The 18320-nt window shown below is 68.1% G+C and carries 20 protein-coding genes; 11 read left to right on the forward strand and 9 right to left on the reverse strand.

Going from position 1 to position 18320, the window contains the following annotated elements; translation table 11 throughout:
* The first annotated feature begins 8 nt into the window (after positions 1 to 8).
* Entirely contained in the window at positions 9 to 290 is a 282-nt protein-coding gene (locus ACFYTS_RS00430; RefSeq protein ID WP_357282819.1) for a hypothetical protein, read from the forward strand.
* A gap of 55 nt (positions 291 to 345) precedes the next feature.
* On the forward strand, positions 346 to 996 hold the full coding sequence (locus ACFYTS_RS00435) for an RDD family protein (protein WP_387300353.1): 651 nt from the start codon (positions 346 to 348) through the stop codon (positions 994 to 996).
* Positions 997 to 1072: 76 nt separating this feature from the next.
* Here the strand turns inward: ACFYTS_RS00435 and ACFYTS_RS00440 are convergent, their stop codons facing one another.
* Entirely contained in the window at positions 1073 to 1438 is a 366-nt protein-coding gene (locus tag ACFYTS_RS00440) for an FKBP-type peptidyl-prolyl cis-trans isomerase (RefSeq protein WP_357282529.1), read from the reverse strand.
* Between the two features lie 89 nt (positions 1439 to 1527).
* On the opposite strand from ACFYTS_RS00440, the gene ACFYTS_RS00445 reads away from it, so the two are divergent.
* Positions 1528 to 2331 (forward strand): TrmH family RNA methyltransferase, encoded by an 804-nt coding sequence (locus ACFYTS_RS00445; protein WP_387300355.1) that lies wholly within the window; start codon positions 1528 to 1530, stop codon positions 2329 to 2331.
* A complete protein-coding gene (locus ACFYTS_RS00450) occupies positions 2328 to 2621 on the forward strand; it encodes a DUF2537 domain-containing protein (RefSeq protein WP_357282535.1) in 294 nt (97 codons plus the stop codon). The genes ACFYTS_RS00445 and ACFYTS_RS00450 overlap by 4 nt, the downstream gene beginning before the upstream one ends.
* A gap of 23 nt (positions 2622 to 2644) precedes the next feature.
* Here the strand turns inward: ACFYTS_RS00450 and ACFYTS_RS00455 are convergent, their stop codons facing one another.
* The 3 genes from ACFYTS_RS00455 to serC all read right to left on the reverse strand — a co-directional run bounded on the left by ACFYTS_RS00455 (position 2645) and on the right by serC (position 6036).
* Positions 2645 to 3382: a DUF6928 family protein gene (locus tag ACFYTS_RS00455; protein WP_387300357.1), complete on the reverse strand. Its 738-nt coding sequence runs from the start codon at positions 3380 to 3382 to the stop codon at positions 2645 to 2647.
* Between the two features lie 238 nt (positions 3383 to 3620).
* Complete coding sequence (gene sepH, locus ACFYTS_RS00460; protein WP_387300359.1) at positions 3621 to 4691, reverse strand: septation protein SepH; 1071 nt, start codon at positions 4689 to 4691, stop codon at positions 3621 to 3623.
* Positions 4692 to 4911: 220 nt separating this feature from the next.
* Positions 4912 to 6036, reverse strand: a complete 1125-nt coding sequence (serC, locus tag ACFYTS_RS00465) for a phosphoserine transaminase (protein ID WP_357282542.1) — start codon at positions 6034 to 6036, stop codon at positions 4912 to 4914.
* Between the two features lie 121 nt (positions 6037 to 6157).
* Here serC and ACFYTS_RS00470 point away from each other — a divergent pair, with 121 nt between their 5' ends.
* Positions 6158 to 6898, forward strand: a complete 741-nt coding sequence (locus ACFYTS_RS00470) for a hypothetical protein (RefSeq protein WP_387300362.1) — start codon at positions 6158 to 6160, stop codon at positions 6896 to 6898.
* A 172-nt stretch (positions 6899 to 7070) separates the two neighbouring features.
* Here the strand turns inward: ACFYTS_RS00470 and ACFYTS_RS00475 are convergent, their stop codons facing one another.
* Together ACFYTS_RS00475 and ACFYTS_RS00480 are read right to left on the reverse strand one after the other, a co-directional pair.
* A complete protein-coding gene (locus tag ACFYTS_RS00475) occupies positions 7071 to 7940 on the reverse strand; it encodes a polysaccharide deacetylase family protein (RefSeq protein WP_387300364.1) in 870 nt (289 codons plus the stop codon).
* 44 nt (positions 7941 to 7984) lie between these two features.
* Positions 7985 to 8233: a DUF1272 domain-containing protein gene (locus ACFYTS_RS00480; RefSeq protein WP_357282548.1), complete on the reverse strand. Its 249-nt coding sequence runs from the start codon at positions 8231 to 8233 to the stop codon at positions 7985 to 7987.
* A gap of 67 nt (positions 8234 to 8300) precedes the next feature.
* Here ACFYTS_RS00480 and ACFYTS_RS00485 point away from each other — a divergent pair, with 67 nt between their 5' ends.
* Complete coding sequence (locus tag ACFYTS_RS00485) at positions 8301 to 9056, forward strand: RDD family protein (protein WP_387300366.1); 756 nt, start codon at positions 8301 to 8303, stop codon at positions 9054 to 9056.
* Positions 9057 to 9129: 73 nt separating this feature from the next.
* Here ACFYTS_RS00485 and ACFYTS_RS00490 read toward each other — a convergent pair whose 3' ends face one another.
* Entirely contained in the window at positions 9130 to 10269 is a 1140-nt protein-coding gene (locus ACFYTS_RS00490; RefSeq protein ID WP_357282550.1) for a citrate synthase 2, read from the reverse strand.
* A 100-nt stretch (positions 10270 to 10369) separates the two neighbouring features.
* On the opposite strand from ACFYTS_RS00490, the gene pdxH reads away from it, so the two are divergent.
* The 4 genes from pdxH (at position 10370) to ACFYTS_RS00510 (ending at position 15415) form a co-directional block, all read left to right on the forward strand.
* The gene (pdxH, locus tag ACFYTS_RS00495; protein ID WP_387300369.1) at positions 10370 to 11119 is read left to right on the forward strand and encodes a pyridoxamine 5'-phosphate oxidase; all 750 of its coding nucleotides are present in this window, start codon (positions 10370 to 10372) and stop codon (positions 11117 to 11119) included.
* A gap of 73 nt (positions 11120 to 11192) precedes the next feature.
* Positions 11193 to 12476 carry an MFS transporter gene (locus ACFYTS_RS00500; RefSeq protein WP_387300371.1) on the forward strand — a complete coding sequence of 428 codons (1284 nt, stop codon included), beginning with the start codon at positions 11193 to 11195 and terminating at the stop codon, positions 12474 to 12476.
* A gap of 186 nt (positions 12477 to 12662) precedes the next feature.
* Positions 12663 to 13976, forward strand: a complete 1314-nt coding sequence (locus ACFYTS_RS00505; RefSeq protein WP_357282557.1) for a citrate synthase — start codon at positions 12663 to 12665, stop codon at positions 13974 to 13976.
* 233 nt (positions 13977 to 14209) lie between these two features.
* Positions 14210 to 15415: a GNAT family N-acetyltransferase gene (locus ACFYTS_RS00510; RefSeq protein WP_387300373.1), complete on the forward strand. Its 1206-nt coding sequence runs from the start codon at positions 14210 to 14212 to the stop codon at positions 15413 to 15415.
* An 87-nt stretch (positions 15416 to 15502) separates the two neighbouring features.
* Here ACFYTS_RS00510 and ACFYTS_RS00515 read toward each other — a convergent pair whose 3' ends face one another.
* The gene (locus tag ACFYTS_RS00515) at positions 15503 to 17176 is read right to left on the reverse strand and encodes a hypothetical protein (protein ID WP_387300375.1); all 1674 of its coding nucleotides are present in this window, start codon (positions 17174 to 17176) and stop codon (positions 15503 to 15505) included.
* A gap of 196 nt (positions 17177 to 17372) precedes the next feature.
* On the opposite strand from ACFYTS_RS00515, the gene ACFYTS_RS00520 reads away from it, so the two are divergent.
* The gene (locus ACFYTS_RS00520; RefSeq protein ID WP_387300377.1) at positions 17373 to 17771 is read left to right on the forward strand and encodes a YccF domain-containing protein; all 399 of its coding nucleotides are present in this window, start codon (positions 17373 to 17375) and stop codon (positions 17769 to 17771) included.
* 62 nt (positions 17772 to 17833) lie between these two features.
* Here ACFYTS_RS00520 and ACFYTS_RS00525 read toward each other — a convergent pair whose 3' ends face one another.
* The gene (locus ACFYTS_RS00525) at positions 17834 to 18271 is read right to left on the reverse strand and encodes a MarR family transcriptional regulator (protein ID WP_357282564.1); all 438 of its coding nucleotides are present in this window, start codon (positions 18269 to 18271) and stop codon (positions 17834 to 17836) included.
* Positions 18272 to 18320: the final 49 nt, after the last annotated feature.

Here is an 18320-nt window from a genome sequence, read left to right on the forward strand (position 1 = left end):
TCGTGAGCATGTTGATCGCCGCACACGACATGTACGGCACGGTTCTCGCCCAGCTCAGCAATCCCACCGCGGAAACCCCGCCCATGGCGGACAAGATGATGAAGATGTTCCGGTACTTCACCTGGTTCACCCAGATGTCCGGCATCGCGGCCATCACCTACGGTGGCGGACGTTTCGCCTGGGAGAAGTGGGGCGGCGGCTCGGCCTCGCCCAAGATGGTCGCCAACGCCATGCTGGGCGGCGCGACCGCCACCAGCGCGGGAACCATCATGAACGCCATCGTCGGCTAGCGATCCAGGAGACAATGCGGGGGCCATACCCCCGCATCCTCTTGGGGAGGAACCGATGACCTACGGCAACGATCCCTACTCGCAGCAGCCGCAGCAGCCTGGCTACGGGCAGCAGCCACCTCCCGGGTACGGGCAGCAGCCACCTCCCGGGTACGGGCAGCAACCGCCGGGCGGCTTCCCCGGACAGCAGCCCTCGGACTACGGCTACCAGCCGGGCTACGCCGCCTACCCCGCCCCGCCCTACGCCGGCTGGGGCGCGCGGGTCGGCGCCTACCTGATCGACCGGCTGATCGTGTTCGTGCCCGCGGCCATCTTCTACGGGCTCGGCTTCCTCATCGGATTCAAAGACGCCGACTGCGTGACCGAGCAGACCGACACCTCCTACAGCACCAGCTGCTCGGGCGGGCTGTCGGGCGCGGGCGTCGCCCTCATCGTCGTCGGCGCCCTCATCGCCTTGGCCGGCGCGCTGTGGCTCATCTACAGGGAGGGCACCACCGGCCAGACGCCCGGCCGGAAGATGCTCAACATCAAGCTCGTTCGCGAGGCGGACGGTCAGGTGCTGGGCTTCGGTATGGCGTTCGTCCGCCAGCTCTGCCACTTCGTGGACAGCCTCGCCTGCTATATCGGCTGGCTGTGGCCGATCTGGGACGCCAAGCGGCAGACCTTCGCTGACAAGATCATCGGCAGCATCGTGGTCAAGGTCTGAGAGCCGACGACCGAGACAACAGTGCCCGCCGCGCGGAATGCGCGGCGGGCACGTGTCTTTCAGCGACCCGGAGGCCTCAGTTCACGACGTCCAGCAGGTCGATGACGAAGACCAGGGTCTTGCCGGAAAGCTGGTGGCCGCGCCCGGCCTCGCCGTAGGCCAGCTTCGGCGGAATGGTCAGCTGGCGACGGCCGCCCACCTTCATGCCGGGGATGCCGTCCTGCCAGCCCTGGATCAGGCCGCGCAGCGGGAAGACGATCGACTCGCCGCGGTCCCAGGAGGCGTCGAACTGCTCGCCGGTGTCGTACTCGACGCCCACGTAGTGGACATCGACGGTGTCGCCGGGCTTGGCTTCGCTGCCCTCACCCACGACGAGGTCCTTGATCACGAGCTCGGCGGGGGCGGGGCCGTCCTGAAACTCGATTTCCGGCTTGCTGCTCATGGGCTGTCCTCTTCGATTAGGGGATCGGAACGTGATCTACCCTATGCCCCGCCCATTCGGCCGCCCCGGGCGGAGGCGAAAATGGGCGCGTGGCCGAAGTGATCGATATCGACGACCCCGCCGATCCGCGGGTCGCCGAATTCCGCGACCTCAATAACGCCGACCGCCGGCCCGACCTGCCGGGCGGAAAAGGCCTGGTGATCGCGGAGGGCGTGGTGGTGGTGCAGCGCATGCTGGCCTCGCGGTTCACGCCGTTCGCATTGTTCGGTGTCGCGAACCGATATGAGCAGTTGCGTGAGGATCTCGCGGCGGTGGATATTCCGTATTACCGGACCAGCGCCGAGGTGATGGCCGAGGTCGTCGGATTCCATTTGAATCGGGGCGTGCTCGCGGGGGCTTATCGGCCGCGCGAACTCGACGCCGCGGAAGTACTGGCGGACGCGCGCACCGTCGCGGTACTCGAGGGCGTGAACGACCACGAGAACATCGGTTCCATCTTCCGCAACGCGGCCGGACTCGGCGCGGACGCGGTGCTGTTCGGCGACCGCTGCTCGGATCCGCTGTACCGGCGCGCCGTGCGCGTGTCCATGGGGCACGTGCTGCGGGTGCCGTTCGCCCAGCTGCCGCCGTTCCCGGCGGGCCTGGAGGTACTGCGCGCGCGCGGTTTCCAGATCGTCGCGCTCACCCCGAACCCGAAGGCGGGCACGCTCGCCACCGCCATGACCGGCGACCGGGTAGCGCTGCTGCTCGGTGCGGAAGGCCCCGGCCTGACCGAGGAGACCATGCGCGGCAGCGACATTCGGGCCCGCATCCCTATGACTCCCGGCACCGATTCGCTTAATGTGGCGACAGCGGCCGCCATGGCCTTCTACGAGAGAGTGCGTGCGCAGTGAGTCATCCGCCCGACGGACCGTACGGATACGGATATTCCGAACCCACGCCGTGGGCCAGCGGCATCGCCGTGGTCGTCATGGTGGCGGCGCTGACCGCGGCGGGCGTGTACGCCTTCGGGGCGGCGCTGGCGCAGATCCATCCGTTGCTGTCGGTGGTGGTCAATCTGATCGCGGTGGGCGGGGCCGCGCCGACGGCCTGGCGCTGGCGGTTCGCTCCGGTGACCCGCTGGGTGATCGCGGGACTGGGCGTGGGCGTGCTGGTGGCCTGGCTGGCCCTGCTGCTGTCCTGAACCGGATACGGAGGCCGCTCCGGTCAGGAGACGCGGTCCCGGCCGCGCAGCCAGCCCAGCAGTCCGCGTCTGCCGTTGCCGTGCTCGATCGGTGGCTCCGGTTCGCTGTCCAGCCGCGGCGCTTCGCCCTTGGGGTACAGCGAGAATCCGCAGACCTCGATGTGGTCGGGAGTCAGGGCGTTCGCGGAAGTATGGCCGCGGTAACGGAATCCGAGCCACTGCTCGTTGGCGGCGTCCGCGAAGCCGGGCGGGTCGAAGGGCAGCAGCTGCGGGTCGAGCAGTTCGCCGGGGGTGAGGACGATCGGATGCTCGCCCGCCCAGTACGGCCGCTCCCAGACCCGTGGCATGCCCTCGTCCTCGAGGATGTTGACCCTGGTCGCGCTGAAGGAGCGGCGGAATTCGCCACGCTCCCAGTGCGCGAACGCGCCCCAGCCCAGTGACAGGTCGTAGGAGATCAGGTAGGTCTGCTCGGAGGCGAGCGGGCGGACCAGCAGCTCCGGCAGCCGGGTGGGTCGCGGCAGCGCGGCCTGGGTGGAACACACCACCGTGACGCCGGGATAGCAACCGATATAGACGGATTCGGGGTCCGGGCCCGCCCACACCTTCATGCTGCCGGAGGCGGCGGGCACCACGTCCCGATCCGGGTTGAGCTGCCGGGCGAGTGCGAAGGCGGCGTCGGGATCAGGTCCCGGTTGCGCGCGCAGCACGGCCACCGGATCGGGGGCGTCGACGTACCACAGGGATGAGACCGTTGATGGCACCGACGTCACCTCCCTCGCGCACGGCTACTTTCAAGCAACGCACAGCGGCCGGTCGGAGCCGACATCGATCGGCCGAACCAACCCGCCAACAGGATTGAATCTACCCCCGCGACAGCCCGAAATGCGGCTGTTGACAACGCCGTTTCGCGGCGCGGCGACGAACGACATGCCGGAAGGTCAGCAACCCTCCGGCATTCGTGAAGATCGACAAAGCGTCAGCGACCCGAACCGACAGTGGTCAGTGACCCGAGCTGCGCACGCCTAGGAGCACATCCTCCCAGGACGGCATCGGCGCCTTGCCGCCCCGCTTGGCCCGATTCGGCTTCTGCGCGTTGGACTTCGCCGCGGGCTGCGCGGGAGCCGGGGCCGGCGCCGATTCCGGCGTGGGCTCGGCGGCCGGAGCCGGAGCGGGCGGGGTGGCGGGCGGCGCCGGGGCGGTCGCCGCCGGAGTCGCGGGCTGCGCCGGAGCCGCCGGTTCCTTCGCGGCCGGGGCCGGTGCGGGAGCGGGCGCCGGGGCGGCCGCGGTGGTCACCGGCACGGTGCCGTCGCCGACCGCGGCGCGCTGCTCGAAGTAATCATCCACGTTCTGCTGCTGGGCGACTCGCGCCGGGGCGGGCTCGTAGTCGGAGCCGCGCTCCTCACGCGCCGCGGGCGCGGGTGCGGGGACCGCCTCCACCACCGGGTCGGTCTGGTCCGGCAGGATGGTCGCCAGGCCGCGCAGGGCCCGGCCGAAGTCGGGGTCGATGAGGTCGGAGGCCGGATCGTCGAGCGGCACCACGGAGCCGCCGTGCGCGTCGGGCTGGTAGCGCCAGTGCGCGGCGATCACCGAACGGCCCGCCTGCCACTGCAATTGGGCCACCCAGTAGCCCTTCTCGTCCTTCCAGGCGTCCCATTCGGCGACCTCGATATTGTGGCCGCGCTCGGCGAACGCGGCCGACACGATCTCGATCAGGGTCTCCACGGCGGGGCCGTCGTTGCGGACCGGGTGCGCCTTCTGCGCCAGCTCGGCGGCCCGGGCGCGTTCCAGCAGAACGGGATACGCGAAACGTTCGACCCGCGACAGCGGCATGCCCGACTCTTCGGTGACCTGCTCCACCGAGGCGCCGGCACGGATACGAGCCTGGATATCGCGAGGGCGCATCGTGGCTTCCGTTTCGATCTCGATTTGGCCGAATCGGGCAAGATCTCCGCGGGCAGCGGCGCGCAGTTTATCGTCGGCGGCGAGGCGGTACTTCTGACCGCTCTCGGTGTCGATGCATACGATATGCGTGGAATCGGGCGTCAATCCGATTACTCGAAGTTCACGCACCGTTACCTCCTGTTCGCTGCGCAACTCACAGCTATAGCTAGGCTCGCGACACCGCCCACGTTCTGGAACAGTAGTGCACTTCTGTGAATCTCGGGGCAAGACACGCGGCGCGGAAATCTGTTCCCAGACTTCCGCGCCGCATTAGTGTGATCGATTCGCCTCAGCTCCGAAACCGGGTTTCGCGAGGCGCGTTCGCCCGGTCAGATGCCATTTCTACTGATCAGCCGAGCTTTTCGACGACCCAGTCGACGCAGCGGGTCAGCTGCGACACATCGTCGGGGTCGATGGCCGGGAACATGCCGATGCGCAGCTGGTTACGCCCCAGCTTCCGGTACGGCTCGGTGTCCACGATGCCGTTGGCGCGCAGCACCTTCGCGACCTGCGCGGCGTCCACGCTGTCCGCGAAGTCGATGGTGCCCACGACCTGCGAACGCAGCGCCGGGTTGCCGACGAACGGGGTGGCGTACTCGCTGGTCTCGGCCCACGAGTACAGGCGCGAGGAGGAGTCGGCGGTGCGCTTCACGGCCCAGTCCAGACCGCCATTGCCGTTCATCCACTCGATCTGGTTGGCGAACAGCAACAGGGTGGCAAGCGCCGGGGTGTTGTAGGTCTGGTCCTTGGTGGAGTTGTCGATCGCGATCGGCAGCGACAGGAACTCCGGGGTCCAGCGACCCGAGTTCTTGATCTCCTCCACGCGCTCCAGGGCCTTCGGGCTCATCAGCGCGATCCACAGGCCGCCGTCGGAGGCGAAGCACTTCTGCGGGGCGAAGTAGTACACGTCGGTGTCGGCGATGTTCACCGGCAGACCGCCCGCGCCGGAGGTGGCGTCGATGGCGACCAGGGCGTGCTCGGAACCGGCCGGACGCGACACCGGGATGGCGACACCGGTCGAGGTCTCGTTGTGGGCCCAGCCGATGAGGTCGGCCGACGGGTCGGAGGTCGGCTCGGGGGCGTCGCCCGGCTCCGACTTCACGACGATCGGGTCACCGATGAACGGGTTGCCCTTGGCGACCGAGGCGAACTTCGAGGAGAACTCGCCGTTGCTCAGGTGCAGCGACTTCTCACGGATCAGACCGAAGGCGGCGGCGTCCCAGAACGCGGTGGTGCCACCGTTGCCCAGCACGACCTCGTAACCGTCGGGCAGGGAGAACAGGTCGCGCAGACCGGAGCGCACCCGCGCCACCACGTCCTTGACCGGCTTCTGCCGGTGCGAGGTACCGAACACCGAAGCGCCGGTATCCACCAGGGACTGCAGCTGCTCGGGGCGGACCTTGGAGGGGCCGCAACCGAACCGTCCGTCGGCGGGCTTGAGATCGTCGGGGATGGTCGGGAACGCAGAGGTCATGGCGACAAGGGTAGTGGTGCTATCACCCGCGCTCACGGGCGGGTCCGGGTGAAAAAAACAATCTCGCGGGCGGGTGCGTAATGCTGTGTGGCACGCCACAGACGCACTACCGTTCAGCGACATGGACATGGCCGCGGACAAGCGACCGAGCACCGCATCCGACCGGCAGACCGGTTCCGTCCCCGGGTTGCACCCGGATTCCGCGCGACCGCGGACCCGGCCCGATGAGGTGCCGCGCCTCGGTCTGCTGGCCCGGTTGTCCTCGCAGTTCGGCTCACGCGGCCTGACCCGCCGCGGTCCGGTGCTCGACGACGCCGCCCGCCGCGCACTGCTGCTGCACGGTCTCGAGGGGGCGGCCACCATCCTCGGCGTCCACGCGGACGAGCCCGCCCCGGAGTTCTGGGTGCGCGTACAGGTCGAGGACCGGCACGGCTACGAGACCCGGGTCCGGCAGCGGGCGGGCGCCGCCGATCGGGAGTGGATGCAGCCCGGTGATGTCGTCTGCTGCCGGGTCGATCCCGGCGATCCCGACCGGGTGGTGCTGTATCTGCCCGCGCCGGAGGAGACCTCGCGCACCAATATCACCAAGATCCTGTCCGACGGGCGTCGCGCCCGGGCTACCGTGCTGGCCGCCGCCCCGGTCGCGGCCGACTACACCGGGCGCGATGATCCGGTGCTGCGGCTGGATCTGGAACTGCGCGCCTGGGACGAGCCCGGCCCGTGGCGGGTGCGGGTGGTGCAGCCGGTGCCGCTCTCGGCGCTGGAGCTGGTGGATCTGGGCCGTCGCCTGGATGTGGCGTTCTTCACCGTCGACCGCGGCGAATCCGTGGCGGTCGACTGGGCGGCCTCGCGGCGCGACTGACCGTCGCGCCGGAGGCGGGTTCGAAGGACCGCGGGTTCGAAGGACCGCGGGTTCGAAGGACCGCGGGTTCGAAGGACCGCGGGTTCGAAGGACCGCGGGTTCGAAGGACCGCGGGTTCGAAGAACCGCGGGTTCGAAGAACCGCGGGTTCGAAGAACCGCGGGTTCGAAGAACTAAGGCAGATGCACGAATTGGAAGCCGTTGGCCTTCAGCGCGGGGAGCGCGGCGAGCATGCCCGCACCGGTGCCCGACTTGGGCCGATGCATGTGGGCCAGGGAGATGCCGCCGGACTTGGCCGCCGACATGGCCGACTGCACCTGCGCGGCCGAGGCGGTCGCGCCGAAGTCCGCGTTGACCGTGTAGCCGACCGGGGTCTCCCCCAGGTCCCGCACGATCGACACCGCCACCTCGTCGTAGTGGGCGGTGCCGGCGCGGAAGAACCGCGGTCCGCGCCCGGTCAGGGCGGCGATGCGCTGATGGTTGCCCCACACCTCGTCCACCGCGGCCTGCGCGGAGGCGGTGCCCTTGATCTCGTAGGCGGCGCGGCCGTTCACCGACAGCGGGCAGTGCGCGGTGCCGTGATTGCCGATCTCGAACAGCGGGTTCGCGGCCAGCTGCCCCGCGCGGGCCGGGTTGGCGTCGATCCAGCGCTTGTTCAGGAACAGGGTGGCCGGGATCTGCTGGGCTTGTAGGAAGGCGAGCAGGTTCTCGTCGATGTCGTTGTTGCCGGGGCCGCCACAGGCGTCGAAGGTGACGGCGAACTGCTTGCCGGTCGGATTGAAGCCGGTCAGGATGCCGTCGACGTCGACACCCCAGGCCTTAGGGGTGCGGCCCGCGTACTTGGCCGCGATGGCGTCCGGGGACACCGTGGAGACGGGTAGTCGAGCCGGCGCGGAGGCCGGATCGGCGCCACCGCGGGGTGGATCGAGGATGCGGTCGGACGAGTTGCCGTTCGCCACACCGCATCCGGCGGTAGCGAGGCCCGCGGCCAGCGCCGCGCCCGCGGCGAAGAAGCCGCGCCTGGACAGTCCTGCGTCGAGCACCGGAGCAGGTTATGTGAATCCCGGCGCACAATCCATGGCGTGAATCAGGATTCTCGCCGCCTTCGCGGTCTGGCAACCAATTCGCCACCGCAGTTGGGGCAGACGTAATCCATTGTTCGACCGCACGATTCACAGAAGGTGCACGCATAGCTGCAGATCAGCGCGGGACCCTCAGCAGGTAAATCGGCAATCTCGCATCGTTCACAGCGTGTCCGCATTTCCAGCGCCATCCGGTCTCCTCGTCCGCGCGCTGCCGGTCCCGGGTGCGCGACTGTGATCGATTTCCTTTTCATATCGAGGGGCCGGGTGCCCCAGACTGTAGCCTGCCTGTCCGAAACAACCCTTTTGCAAGGAAGCGCATTGACTTACCCGAACAACCCGTACCCGCAGCAACAGCCGGGGTACGGCTACCCGCCCGCCGACCAGCCCGCCCCGGGCTACGGCGCGCCCCAGCCCGGCTACGCGGCCCCGCCGCCCGGCTACGGCGCAACCCAGTCGCCCTACGGCGCACAGCAACCCGGATACAGCGCTCCGCAGCAGCCCGGCTACGGCGCCCCGCAGCCCGCGTACGGGGCTCCCCAATCTCCTTATGGCGCACCGCAACCCGCTTACGGCGCACCCCAGCCCGGTTACGCTCCGTTCGGGGGGTTCGGAGCGAATTACGCGAGCTGGGGCGCACGAGTGGGCGCGCGACTGGTGGACTCCCTGGTCGTGATGGGCCCGTTTATCCTGCTCGACGTCATCGCCAACACCGCGGGCACCTCGGAGCCCCAGTGCACGACCACCCGCTACTCGACCTACTGCGACTCCGGCACCATGAACGCCCTGGGCTTCATCTGCGTGCTGATCGGCTTCGTGGCGCTGGTCGGGGCCGGGCTGTTCATGGCCTACCAGGAGGGCACCACCGGCCAGACGCTCGGCAAGCGGGTGGCGGGCATCCGGTTGCTCAAGGAATCGACAGGCCAGCCCGTCGGTTTCGGCATGGCCATCGTGCGCTACTTCGCCGAGATGGTGAACACCCTCTGCTGCTACCTGGGCTGGCTGTGGCCGCTGTGGGACGAGAAGAAGCAGACCCTCGGCGACAAGATCATGGGGACGATCGTCGTCAAGGCCTAGAACGAAAGCAGTAGAACGAACAAATGGCCCGCGGCGAAGTCTCGCCGCGGGCCATTTATTCGTTCAGCGCACTCTAGTTGTGCGACACCAGGTTCCAGCCGGTGACCGTCTCCGGCTTGCGCGGGGCCGGGCCGGTGTAGATGGCGGCCGGGCGGACCAGCTTGCCGAGCTGCTTCTGCTCCAGGATGTGGGCACACCAGCCGGCGGTGCGGCCACAGGTGAACATGGCGGGCATCATGTGCGCCGGGACCTCGGCGAAGTCCAGGATCACGGCGGCCCAGAACTCGACGTTGGTCTCGATGGCGCGGTCGGGGCGACGCTCGCGCAGCTCGGCCAGGGCGGCCTGCTCCAGCGCGGCGGCGACCTCGTAGCGCGGGGCGTCCAGGCGCTGGGCGGTGGCGCGCAGCACGCGGGCGCGGGGGTCCTCGGCGCGGTAGACGCGGTGGCCGAAGCCCATCAGCTTTTCCTTGCGGTCCAGGATGCCCTTGACCAGAGCCCGTGCGTCGCCGGACTTCTCGACGGCCTCGATCATCGGGAGCACGCGGGCCGGGGCGCCGCCGTGCAACGGGCCGGACATGGCGCCGATGGCGCCGGACAGCGAGGCCGCGACGTCGGCGCCGGTGGAGGCGATGACGCGGGCGGTGAAGGTGGAGGCGTTCATGCCGTGCTCGGCCGCGGACACCCAGTAGGCGTCGATGGCCTCGATGTGGCGCGGGTCCGGGTCACCCTTCCAGCGGGTCATGAACCGCTCGGTAATGGTGGCCGATTCGTCGATCTTCGACTGCGGCACGGCGGGCTGGTAGATGCCGCGCGCCGACTGGGCGACGTAGGACAGCGCCATGACCGAGGCCCGGGCGAGGTTCTCGCGGGCGGTGTCGTCGTCGATGTCGAGCAGCGGCTCGTAACCCCAGATCGGGGCCAGCATGGCCAGACCGGCCTGCACGTCGACGCGGACGTCGCCGGTGTGGATGGGGAGCGGGAACGGTTCGGCGGGCGGTAGGCCGCGGCCGAATTCGCCGTCCACGAGCAGGGCCCAGACATCACCGAAGGTGACCCGGTTGCCGACCAGGTCCTCGATGTCGACGCCGCGGTACCGGAGCGCACCGCCGTCCTTGTCCGGTTCGGCGATATCGGTGGTGAAGGCCACCACGCCTTCGAGACCGCTCACGAAGCCGTCGGGGACGACATTGGGTACCGCAGCGCTGGCAGTCATGTTGTGACTCTCCTTGCATGTCGGGCCGCCCGATCCCTGAGCAGCCACGCCGATCACCTGGAGCTTAACCCCCGCATTACTCCGGAGTAACGTCTGGCCCATGGTTGACCAGGAGAAATTGGCCACTGGGCCGATGGCGCACGAAGTCCCGGTGGACATCGATATCGCGGCCTTGCGCGTCGAGTACGGGGTCGATCAGGGCGACAACCATCCGCACCGCGACACCGACCTGGACGAGACCTGGCTGACCGAGGGCTGGGAGCCGTTGCTGCGCAATTGGATCGAGGATGCCACCAGCGCGGGCTTGACCGACCCCAACTCGATGGTGCTGAGCACCGTGGAGATCACCGAGAGCGGTCCGCGGCCGTCCTCGCGAACCGTGTTGTGCAAGGGGCTTTCTGCCGAGGGTGTGACTTTTTACACGAATTACGACTCGTTCAAGGGCCGTCAGCTGACCCGAACCCCGTACGCGTCGGCCACATTCGTGTGGCAGGCGATGGGGCGGCAGGTGACGGTGCGCGGCCCGGTGCGGCGGGTGCCCACCGAGGCCACCGAGGTGTACTGGCAGTCCCGGCCGCGCGGCTCGCGGCTGGGGGCGTGGGCCTCGGAGCAGTCGCGGACCATCGCCTCGCGCGCCGAGCTGGATGAGCGCATGGTCGCGACCGAGGCCCGGTTCGCCGAGGTGGACGACATTCCGGTGCCGCCGTTCTGGGGCGGGTTCCAGATCCGGCCGGAGACGGTCGAGTTCTGGCAGGGCCGCCGCAGCCGTATGCACAACCGCATCCGGGTGACGGTGGAACCGGGCAACTCGGATGTTTCGGCCATGAAAGTCGAACGCCTCCAACCCTGATGCCCGAGCAAGGCCACGAAAGAGTTGGATATCTCACGTTCAAATGATGGGATGATCGGTCCAAAATAAGTCGGTGACGCTGCTCGCCGACATAACTCCATTACGGAATCCCGACTACCGGAGGCTCTGGACCACCGGCATCGTCACCGTGATCGGCGCGCAGCTGTCCGTCGTAGCCGTCCCCAAACAGCTCTACGACATCACCCATAGTTCCTCGTACGTCGGCCTGGCCGGACTGTTCGGCCTGATCCCGCTCATCGTGTTCGGGCTCTGGGGCGGCGCGCTCGCCGACGCCATGGACCGCCGCAAGATGCTGCTCGTCACCTCCGCGGGCACCGGCCTGACCGCGCTCGCCTTCTGGGCGCAGGCCGCGGCCGGGCTGAACAACGTGTGGCTGGTGCTGATCCTGTTCGCGGCGCAGCAGGCGTTCTTCGCCATGAACCAGCCCGCGCGCAGCGCCATCTACCCGCGCCTGCTGCCGCCCGAGCAGCTGCCCGCGGCGAACTCGCTGAGCATGACGGTCATGCAGTTCGGGGCGATCGCCGGACCGGTGCTGGCGGGCATGCTGATTCCGCTCGCGGGCCTGTCCACGTTGTACCTGCTGGACGCCATCGCGCTGCTGGCCACGCTGTGGGCCACCTGGAAGCTGCCGCCCATCCCGCCGCACGGCGAAGCCCGCCGGGCCGGGCTTCGTGAGGTGTTCGACGGCTTCGCCTACCTGGCCACCCAGCGCATCCTGCTGGCCTCCTTCGCGGTGGACGTGGTGGCCATGGTGTTCGGCATGCCGCGCGCCCTGTTCCCGCAGATCGCCCAGGACAGCTTCGGCGATTCCGCTTCGGGCGGAACGGCTCTGGGACTGTTGTTCGCGGCCATGTCGGTGGGCGCGGTGCTGGGCGGGGTGTTCTCCGGCTGGCTGTCACGGGTGCGGCGGCAGGGCCTGGCCGTGGTGGTCTGCATCGTGCTGTGGGGTCTGGGCATGGTCGGGTTCGGCTTGGCCGTGGGCCTGGTCGGGCACGGGCTGAGCATGACCCTGGCGCTCTGGATCGCACTGGCCTGCCTGGCCTTCGGCGGTGCGGTCGACATGTTCTCGGCGGCCTTGCGCACCACCATGCTGCAGTCGGTGGCGACCGACGAGATGCGCGGCCGACTGCAGGGCGTGTTCATCGTTGTCGTGGCGGGTGGACCGCGCATCGGTGATGTTGCGCACGGTTTCGCCGCAGCGGCGGTGGGTACCGCGGCGGCGGCCGCGGGCGGCGGCGCGCTGGTCGTGGTCGGCATGATGCTGGCCGTCGTGGCATTTCCCGCGTTCGTGCGTTACCGGGTGGCACGTGCCCATTCGGAGGTGCCGGTCGCCTGAGGTCCGGCGTTCATGCGCATAGCACATGACCGCCGCTCGCCTCACCTGCGAACGACGTGACTGTGAGGTAGTCAAGGGACACCCTCATTACTGGGGCGTAGTGGACAGCGGCTAGCGTTGAGTACAAGCGCATCGTGTGTCACCCGCGTCGATGCCTACGGTTTCAAGCCTGAGAGGGATCCTTCCGTGCCCGCTGAGAACATCATCAACGTCGACGACGACGCCAAGCCGGTACTGCAATACCCGGGCGGCGAGTACCCGATGACCGTCGCCAAGGCTGTCGAGGGCAATGACGGGATCGACCTGGGCAAGCTGCTCGCCAGCACCGGGTACGTCACCTACGACCCCGGCTTCATGAACACCGCGTCGACCAAGTCGGCCATCACCTACATCGACGGTGAGGCGGGCATCCTGCGCTACCGCGGGATCCCGATCGAGCAGCTGGCGGGCAAGTCGACCTTCATCGAGGTCAGCTACCTGCTCATCTACGGCGAGCTGCCGACCCAGGCCCAGCTCGACGACTTCACCGACCGGATCCGCCGGCACACCCTGCTGCACGAGGACCTGAAGCGGTTCTTCGACGGCTTCCCGCGCAACGCGCACCCGATGCCGGTGCTGTCCTCCGCGGTCAACGCGCTGTCGGCGTACTACCAGGACTCGCTGGACCCGCGTGACCCGGAGCAGGTCGAGCTGTCCACCATCCGACTGCTCGCCAAGCTGCCGACCATCGCGGCCTACGCGTACAAGAAGTCGGTCGGCCAGCCGTTCCTCTACCCGGACAACTCGCTGTCCCTGGTCGAGAACTTCCTGCGGATGACCTTCGGCTTCCCGGCCGAGCCCTACGAGGTCGACCCGGAGATCGCCGCGGCGCTCGACATGCTGCTCATCCTGCACGCCGATCACGAGCAGAACTGCTCGACGTCGACCGTGCGCCTGGTGGGTTCGTCGGACGCCAACCTGTTCACCTCGGTCTCCGGCGGCATCAACGCGCTGTGGGGCCCGCTGCACGGCGGCGCCAACCAGGCCGTGCTGGAGATGCTGGACGACATCAAGGCTCAGGGCGGTGACGTCAAGGAGTTCGTCCGCAAGGTCAAGAACAAGGAAGACGGCGTGAAGCTCATGGGCTTCGGGCACCGCGTCTACCGCAACTACGACCCGCGCGCGACGCTGGTCAAGCAGGTCGCGGACAACATCCTGTCCAAGATCGGCGGCGACGATCAGCTGCTCGACATCGCCAAGGCCCTCGAAGAGGCGGCCCTGACCGATGAGTACTTCATCGAGCGTCGCCTGTACCCGAACGTCGACTTCTACACCGGCGTCATCTACCGGGCCATGGGCTTCCCGACCCGCATGTTCACCGTGCTGTTCGCCATGGGCCGCCTGCCGGGCTGGATCGCGCACTGGCGCGAGATGCACCGCGAGCCGCTGAAGATCGGCCGTCCGCGGCAGATCTACACCGGCTACGGCGAGCGCGACTACGTGGAGATCAACGGCCGTTGATCCCTCGGGTCCTGTGCCCGAACGCTTTTCACGGGAAATCCCCGTCGTCACACATCGTGGCGGCGGGGATTTCCCGTTGACAATGACCTGTCGTTGACAAGGACTTGTTAAGGATCTCGCTGGCGCGGGGCGGCACTCTTGTTCTCACGGGGGTCAGCTGCCGCGGCGGGGGCGGCAGCTGGCCCCTGAAGAAATCGGATGCGGGAAACCGGGAATCCTGGGATCTTCGGGGAATGGCATCGACGAATGGCATTACCGTGCGTTCGGCACGAGCTGAGGAACGGCCGGAACTCGTCCAGCTGATGGATATGGGCTTCGGCATGCGTGGCGGTCCGGCGGACATCGAGTTCGGGCCGCAGGTCTTCCCCACCGAACGAGCCCTGGTCGCCGTCGACGGCGATCGTCTCGTCGGGCACGTCAACGATCGCGTCATGACCGTCACGGTGCCGGGTCCGCGCACCGTCCAAGCCAGTGGCGTCACCGGCGTCGCGGTCGCGCCCACGCATCGGCGGCGCGGCATTCTGCGGGCGCTCTACACCGCGCTGCACGAGCGCATCGAGGCCGAGCGCCTGCCGCTCACCATCTTCACCGTCAGCGAGGGCGGCATCTACGGCCGCTTCGGCTACGGGCCCTCGATCCAGGAGATCGACCTCTCGATTCGCGGACGCACCGCCGAATTCCGGCCCACCACACCGGATCCCGGCGGCGTGCGGGTCGCGTCCCTGGCCGAGGCCGAGCAGGCCCTGCCCGAGATCTACGACCGCTGGCGACGACTCACACCCGGCGCGCAGGTGCGCCCCGAAGCCCGGTGGCGGCAGCGGATCTTCGCGGAATCGGTGCAGAACGAAGACGGCGCGCCGCAGTTCTTCCTGATCCACCCCGACGGGTACGCCATCCTGCGCCGCTCCTGGCACGACTACAAGAACACCGCCACGGTCCGCGAAATGCGCACCGTCACACCGGAAGCCCACATCGCGCTGTGGCGGGTGCTGTTGAGCATGGACCTGGTGCACGACATCAAGGCCAGCACCTACGACGGGGATCCGCTCCCCTTCCTGGTCACCGATCCGCGCCTGATCGAGGTCGTCGGCCGCCACGACACGCTGTGGACCCGCCTCATGGACGTGCCCGCCGCGCTGACCGCGCGCACATATCAGCGGGACCTGGATGTGGTGCTGGCCGTGGACGATCCGTTCCGCGACGCGGGCGGCACCTTCGCGCTGCGGGTGCGCGACGGGATCGCCGAATGCGCGCCCACCGACCGCGGCCCGGATCTGGAACTCGGCATCGACGTGCTCGGCAGCCTCTACTTCGGTGTCTACCGGGCCCGGGTCTACGCCGCCGCCAACCGGATCCAGGCCAAGGACGCGGCGGTGCTGCGGGCCTTCGACGAGGCGTTCACCGCCGAGCGGGAGGCCGAGGTCGGCTGGTTCTTCTGAGCCCGGAACGGGCAGTGGCCGGGCCGCACCCGAGGGTGCCGCCCGGCCACTGACTCCCACCCGGCCCTGGGACGAGGCCGAATGCTCTTATTTGCCGGCGATCTTGGCCCGGAACGGTCCGCCGACACTGTTGAACAGCAGGTCGCCGTTGGGGAAGGCTTCGATCAGCGCGTACGCGCCGTTGCCGAGGTTGGATTGCCCGAAGATGGTGCGGTGCACCGTTTCCCCGGTCTTCCAGTCCAGGCCGGTGACCTCCCAGCCGTCGGCCTTGGAGTAGCCGTTGACGAACACCACTCCCGCACCACTGGAGACCGCGGGCACCATGGAGGTCGACACCACGTCGCCGCGGGCCCAGACCGATGTCCACCTGTGTTCCTGGGGATCCCACTCGAACCGCTGCATGCCGTGCGGGGGCACGGCGACCGGTCCGTTGGCCAGCACGTCCACCAACCGATCCGGGGAGCCGCCCTCCCCGATGTTCTGCACGACGAACGCGCCGTATCCGCTCGCCACCACCGACTGCTCGGACTGCACGAATTCCGGGAGCGGCTCGGGCAATCCGGCCGTCACCACGATCTGATCGGCGATCCGATTCGACTCGGCGTCCGGTTTCTGCGCGAATCCCTCGGGAATCTTGTTGCGCCAGAAGGCGACCAGCTTCATGTGGTCGGCGCCGTCGGTGATGACGACCAGCTGGTCGCTGTCCTCGCCGAAGCCCATGAGGGTAGGGGTCGAGCCGGTGCCGGTGCCGAACTTGACGGCGGGTGGCTGGCGGCCGAAGTCGTAGGGCGAGGACCAGGCGCCGTCGGACTCCTCTGTGGAGAGCCTGCCGTCCTTCCAGACCACCTTGCGCATGATCTTGTCGGAGGCGAAGTAGAGGCCACCGTCCGGATCCACGGCCATCGAATTGGAGATGGTCTCGTCGTCGCCGATCCGGAGCTGCACGGCGTCGCCGGTGAGGTCCCGGTTGAACACGAAGAGGGCGCGGGAGGCCAGCGCGATCAGGTGACCGTCGTAGGTCATGCTCAGGCCCACGATGTTCTCGGGGATGCCGAGCGAGGTTCCGGCGGTGCTCAGCAGCGGTTTCAGGTCGCGCTGCGCGACGACCTGGATGCCATCGGCGGGGTTGTTCTTGTCCTTCAGCCCGAATACGAACAGCTCCGAGTTCTGATTGATGTAGTAGAGGTGGTTGTCCTTGTCCACCAGCCCGTAGACGCCGTTGATCAGCCGCTGCCAGTTCTGCCCGGGCCAGTCCTGGGCGATGGCTGCTTCGATCTGGCCGGTGTCCGTGTACTGCTGGTTCAGCACCTGGTCGAGTGCTGCGGTGGGAATCGGCGGGATGCCCGGTGTGTCCATGGACGCGACTTCCTTGAAGCCGCCACCGGAGACGTCGACGTAGCGCGGGCCCGAGGTCGACGAGACCCACCAGTAGTCCGGATTCGGCGAGGCCAGGGTCATGATGTTGACTGGGCCGCCGGGCACCCGGGGCATCGCCGCGGGATCGATGTGGAAGGTTCCGCGCGGCGGTGCGGCCGGGAAGCTGTCGCTCTGCGCGGAGTCGATGTGGGTGATGCCGAATTTCTCGGCGGCGAGATACGGGTTGGGCATCGGTTCCGCCCCGGACGCCGAGTCGCCCGCGGCTTTCGAGCTGGAACTCGAACCCGAGCTCGATGAGTCGGCGCTACTGCACGCCACGAGCGTGCCGGTGGCGGCGAGCGTCAGGGCGGCGAGGCCCACCGATAGTCGTTTGATGTTGCTCAAAGTGTGCCCGCACTTTCTTCCGACGCCATCAAACACGATAGAGCTGGCCATATAAGAGATAGCGCGACATTAGCAGTGGCGAGTTTCGCTTACCGGAAAGTTCGCCGGGTTTCCCCTACCACTGGCCAGTGCACACACTCGGAAATCGGGGTTTTCCCGGTGGTGCCCGGCCAGGGCGCGCTGGCATGCTGGAAAGGTGAAACCGATCCAGCTGATTCTGAACATCCTGTGGCTAGTCCTGGTCGGATTCTGGATGGCCATCGGCTATGTGATCGCCGGGCTGATCTGCTGCATCCTGATCATCACGATCCCCTGGGGAATCGCGTCGTTCCGGATCGCCTATTTCGTGCTCTGGCCCTTCGGCCGCGAAGCCGTGGAGAAGCCCGACGCGGGCGTGGGCTCCATGCTCGGCAATATCGTGTGGATCGTGGTGGCCGGGTGGTGGCTGGCGCTGGGGCACCTGATGACCAGCATCGCCCTCGCGGTCACCATCATCGGAATCCCCTTCGCCTGGGCGAATCTCAAGCTGATCCCGGTGTCGCTGTTCCCACTGGGCCGCGAAATCGTCGACAGTGACCGACGTTTCGGCTACTAGGGCCGCGGGGCATGACAGGGGTTTCAGGGGAAGCCCCTGAGAGCCCCGAGAGTTGGTACCTCTTACTCCGACTCGTCGACGATCTGCTTCATGATGCCGACCGCTTCGCGGAGCACGCCCACCTGACCGGGCGTCAGCTGCGAGAGCTGATCGGTCATCCACGCCTCGCGGGCCTGATTCTCATCCGCTATCAACGCCCGGCCCGCGTCCGACAGCGACACGATGATCTGCCGCCCGTCGGTGGGGTGCGGATTGCGTTCCACCAGATCCATTTCCGACAGCGAGGCGATGACCCGGGTCATCGACGGCGGCTGCACCCGCTCCTTGGCGGCCAGCGCGCCCGGCGTCATGGCGCCCTCTCGATTCAGCGTGGCGAGCGCGGACAGCTGCGTCAGCGAAATCTGGGCATCGGCCCGCCGGCCTCGCAGATGCCGAGTCAAGCGCACCACCGCCAGCGAGAGTTCACCGGCGAGCGCTCGAATGTCGGAAGGCGTTGTCACAGAGGCAAACGATACGGGAACGCCCGCGCGGGAGTCGCCTGTTCGCCTG

Origin of the sequence: Nocardia sp. NPDC004151 (assembly GCF_042874235.1) — a bacterium.
Lineage (GTDB): Bacteria > Actinomycetota > Actinomycetes > Mycobacteriales > Mycobacteriaceae > Nocardia.

What these genes read in the sequence shown, in the direction of transcription:
- ACFYTS_RS00430 (WP_357282819.1), top strand. Translation starts at nt 9, where the DNA reads ATGTTGATCGCCGCACACGACATGTACGGCACGGTTCTCGCCCAGCTC.
- ACFYTS_RS00435 (WP_387300353.1), top strand. Translation starts at nt 346, where the DNA reads ATGACCTACGGCAACGATCCCTACTCGCAGCAGCCGCAGCAGCCTGGC.
- ACFYTS_RS00440 (WP_357282529.1), bottom strand. Translation starts at nt 1,438, where the DNA reads ATGAGCAGCAAGCCGGAAATCGAGTTTCAGGACGGCCCCGCCCCCGCC.
- serC (WP_357282542.1), bottom strand. Translation starts at nt 6,036, where the DNA reads ATGACCTCTGCGTTCCCGACCATCCCCGACGATCTCAAGCCCGCCGAC.
- ACFYTS_RS00470 (WP_387300362.1), top strand. Translation starts at nt 6,158, where the DNA reads ATGGACATGGCCGCGGACAAGCGACCGAGCACCGCATCCGACCGGCAG.
- ACFYTS_RS00480 (WP_357282548.1), bottom strand. Translation starts at nt 8,233, where the DNA reads ATGAAAAGGAAATCGATCACAGTCGCGCACCCGGGACCGGCAGCGCGC.
- ACFYTS_RS00490 (WP_357282550.1), bottom strand. Translation starts at nt 10,269, where the DNA reads ATGACTGCCAGCGCTGCGGTACCCAATGTCGTCCCCGACGGCTTCGTG.
- pdxH (WP_387300369.1), top strand. Translation starts at nt 10,370, where the DNA reads ATGGTTGACCAGGAGAAATTGGCCACTGGGCCGATGGCGCACGAAGTC.
- ACFYTS_RS00510 (WP_387300373.1), top strand. Translation starts at nt 14,210, where the DNA reads ATGGCATCGACGAATGGCATTACCGTGCGTTCGGCACGAGCTGAGGAA.